Raw genomic sequence first — 3,732 nt, 5'->3', positions numbered from 1 at the left:
CTCAGCTCGCCACCTGGCTCTTACTACTATCGAACCAATGAAACCGACTGCCTCTTCTGGCATCTGTTCGATCAGGTGCTGGTGCGCCCCGACCTGCTGGACAGCTTTGATGCAAATGCCCTCTGTATTGTGTCCCAATATCAAACTCGCGCAGGGCAGAATGTTTCCCTACTTTCAGCGGGAGGCATTCCTCGGCGAGCGATCTCAGACCACCTCCCTCTCATCTTTCGGCTTCGGATGGGAACCACCAACACAGATGATGCGATGCAGCAGCTTGATGCTGTATAACCAATTTGGAGAACTACCATGTCAACGACAACCCTTACCCCGACAACCTCCCGCCCCTTGGCGGACAAGACGGGATTCTGGCCCGAGGATATTCTCACCCAGACAGAGCGAGCGGCAGAAACCCCTGCCGACCTGCTGCACTCTGCCGCCCGCGACTTGAACCAGCGATCTGGCGAGCTGCTGCAAGCTCGTATCGAGGAGGGAAGCTGGGGGGAGCATCTTGTCTTTGATTTCGTGCTGACTTCCCCCGCTCTGGATGGCTATTCGTACCGTCTGTTCAAGCTACGCCACAAGCTCTCTTCGTACCCTGCCGAGTTCATTTTCGACAGCCGTGTCCTGAAGGTTCGCAATCGTGAGGAGTTGGAGAAGCGTTTGCGTCTGATCCTCTCTGACCCAACGACGCGCCGGGCAGTTTCTGAGCTGGCACAATACGGACGGGAGCGCCTTGCCAAGGCAGCATAGAGTTTGACAAGGCAGCATAAAGCGTAATTTATGAGGGCTTGATGCATTTGGCTTGATTCGGGTACCTTAGCGCAGGATACAGGATGCACTAGGTGGCCGAGGCCAAGCGACACGATACGAGCATCACCGCCGTCATCACTGAGGCCCTGAACGCCAAGTTTGGAACGCGCGATTAGGAGGGCCAAGACGACGAAATAACCGTACCACGCTACCCATGTCCTCGACGGGCATTTGGTACGTAGATTTTCCGAACGAGTTTCATGAACACTCCCACGAGGGAGCGCCACCGGAGAGCCGAAATCTCCTCCTTCCCCTTCCGGTTCGCGCCAGGTGTACCAGGTAAACGGTCGTTTATTTGAACTTTTTCGGCTTTCACCAAACGTCCGGTTGAAACCTTGCTATGGAACCTAATTACTGGGTTTGGGTCACTCTCGTAGAGGAAAGTTGTTGATCCGGGAGCCACTCTCGCAATTCGCCAGCAACATTAAGAGATGGGCTTGACCCGGCGGACAGGGAGGCACTACAAAAGCGGCCATCAAGTTATATAACTCGATGGCCGCCTATTTGGGAGCGCCCGTAAGATAGGTGCTCCAGTCAGCACCAATGGCTTTTATGGGCCTGGTATCAGGAGGAAGGCGCGCGTTTGTCCGTTGACATTGTACCCACCGATGATATAGCCGCTGTCGTTGATGGCGATGCCCCCAGTCAGCGTTGCGCCGAACGGCACTCCCGCAGTCACCGTATTCAGATCCGTGGAGCCGCCATTCTGCCACACGAAGGCGGAGTAGCCTGAGCCGTCCGCATACGAGCGGCGCGCCGAGCCGACAATCTGCGGAGCAATCGCGCTGTTCATGGCCCAGCCCTCGGTGCTGACGAACCCGGCGGGCGTGCCCAGGGCGAAGGAACTACCGCTCGCGTGGTCGTAGAGGAAGGCGACGGTGAGGGGCCGGTTCACCAACGCCCCGTCCGGCAGGGTGAACGTGTCATAGGTGCCGGTGTTTGAGGTGCCGCTGGCTTGCCCCGCCGCGTTGATAGCGTTGACCAGCCCTCCGGGCAGGTGACCTACGGGATACGGGAGCGAAATCGTCCCGGTGGAAGCGGACCAGAAGAACGCCACGCGCGTCGAACCATTCGTGGGGTACGTGACCCCGACCACCTGTCGGTTGGTGTTGACGGCGCGGGCGAAGCCGTTGGTGCAGCCGCTCAGATCGGGAAGTTGCGTGGCGGTATATTTGCTACCTGCCTTCTTCCAGAGGCAGGCGTAGTTGCCGGCGCGGATCGTGACCGTACCGACCAGATCGCCCCCGTCGTTGATGCCCTCGGCGTAGCTGGCGTTCGGTGCCAGGGGCGTCAGGGCTGCGCTGCTGGTGGCGCTCCAAAGCGCGGTGTTGGAGCCTTTGGTGGTGACGACGCTGCCGGCCACCTGCCCGGAGGCATTGATGGCCTTAGCCCGCGACGAGGTCGTGCCGTTAAGGAGGGGCAGGGGCTGTACCAGATCGTTGATTCCGTCGCCGTTGTCGTCCTTGTTCCAGACGAGCGTACCATTGACCAGGACCGGGTTGATGCGAAAGGTGTTACCGCAGACCTGCCCGTTGTTGTTGATTCCGGTGACGTTTGAGACGCCGAGGTCAACGAAGGTGTAGGTCGTCTGAGCGTGAGCTGTGCCGCCGCCGATCAAGGCGAGCAGAGTAAGCGAGGCAAACACACAGGGCAGGAAGTGTCGTGTTACAAATGTCATAGGTGTCATGTCAATATCCTCTACTGGTTGGGGCGGAGGGCAAGATTGTCATCGCTCCGCCGGTGATTCTGCTACCATAACAGGCCACTCTCTCAAAACTCTCTCAAAGTGCCGCGACGTTGTAGGGCTACTTTGCGACCGGTACGAAGAGTGGCTGCCCGGGCGAGAAGCTTCCCTCCAGCCGCGGGAACTCGATCTGCTGCCGAACTCCCGCCGCCCGTGCATACCGGCGCACCGAGAGATCTAGTGCGCTCTGCAAGCTCGAGAGAGTTAGGACGCGCCCGCGGGCCGTCGGCTCGTAGAGAATCTCAGGTGCTTTACCACCGAGCGCATCGAGCCAGGCTTGCGTAAAGATGCCGTGCTTCAGGTCCTCACTCTCGAAGCTAGGGGTGTTGCCCGACGACGCGGTGCAGACAATAAGATTGCCGCCCTCCTCGACCCCACGCTGGAAGTCGCGGGCAGTGGCGGTGTCGCGCCGAAGTCCCGGGGCGGATCGGCAACAGTCGGCCAGCACCCAAATAGCGCGGGCGGTCTTGCGGGCTTCCTCCAGCTTGGCCAGAACCTCTTTCCAGTCAAGTCCGGTTCCGGCGCAGTTCTCCGGGTCGAAGCGGATCGGGGCGAAGTAGGTGCTCTCCCCCTTCTTGATGCCGTGGCCAGAGAGCGCCAGAACCAGCGTGTCGCCGGGACGCGTGTTGGCAACGAACTGATCCACTGCCTCGCGAATGCGGGAGAGGGTGGCGTCGCCGTCGGTGAGGATGCGGATGTCGGTGCCCCGGTAGAGCTTGCCATCACCGCCCTGCGCTTGGAGCGCGGCCCCCAGATCAAGCGCGTCCTTGGCGGCGAATCCGAGCTTGGGCAGGTGGTCGTAGTTTCCCACGCCGATGGTCAGCACGCGCAGGCTGCCTCGGTTCGCCTCAGCCTGGGGACGGCGCAGGCGCAGGATCGTCCTATCGGAGATGCTGCCGCCTTTCGTTTCGACCTGGATGGCGATACGAATGAACTCGCCGTCGGTGTCGTCCACCGGGAAGGTAAGGCGCAGTTGAAGGAAGTGGGTGTAGCGTTTGTCACGAACCTCCTGGGCAAGGTCTGCGGGTAGTTCCTTGACCAACAGTTCGCGGTCTTCTCCCTTATCGAGAATGCGCCCTTTGTCCAACACTCTGCCCTTCTCGATGACATCGCCTTTATCGAGAATACGGCCTTTTTCGTCCATCTGCGGCAGGTCGAAGCCTCTGGCATCACCGAAG

Annotated in this window: 4 protein-coding genes; 2 read left to right on the top strand and 2 right to left on the bottom strand. The window is 60.0% G+C overall.

Translation table 11 applies throughout. From position 1 onward, the window contains the following. A partial coding sequence (locus tag ACH2EH_RS16495) for a hypothetical protein (RefSeq protein ID WP_395143255.1) occupies nt 1-288 on the top strand: 288 nt, incomplete at its 5' end. Nucleotides 289-306: 18 nt separating this feature from the next. Further along, entirely contained in the window at nt 307-750 is a 444-nt protein-coding gene (locus tag ACH2EH_RS16490; protein WP_395143253.1) for a hypothetical protein, read from the top strand. A 610-nt stretch (nt 751-1,360) separates the two neighbouring features. On the opposite strand, the gene ACH2EH_RS16485 is transcribed toward ACH2EH_RS16490, so the two are convergent. Both ACH2EH_RS16485 and ACH2EH_RS16480 read right to left on the bottom strand, forming a co-directional pair. Beyond that, entirely contained in the window at nt 1,361-2,488 is a 1,128-nt protein-coding gene (locus ACH2EH_RS16485) for a hypothetical protein (RefSeq protein WP_395143251.1), read from the bottom strand. Nucleotides 2,489-2,615: 127 nt separating this feature from the next. After that, on the bottom strand, nt 2,616-3,732 hold a 1,117-nt coding region (locus tag ACH2EH_RS16480; protein ID WP_395143249.1), incomplete at its 5' end, for a caspase domain-containing protein.

It is taken from the genome of Armatimonas sp. (assembly GCF_043760365.1).
Taxonomy (GTDB): Bacteria; Armatimonadota; Armatimonadia; order Armatimonadales; family Armatimonadaceae; genus Armatimonas.
Note: the sequence above shows the minus strand (reverse complement) of the source record. Positions and strands in the feature narration are given on the sequence as shown.

Coding starts and splice junctions, on each gene's coding strand:
- ACH2EH_RS16485 (WP_395143251.1), bottom strand. CDS start 2,488: ATGACATTTGTAACACGACACTTCCTGCCCTGTGTGTTTGCCTCGCTT.
- ACH2EH_RS16490 (WP_395143253.1), top strand. CDS start 307: ATGTCAACGACAACCCTTACCCCGACAACCTCCCGCCCCTTGGCGGAC.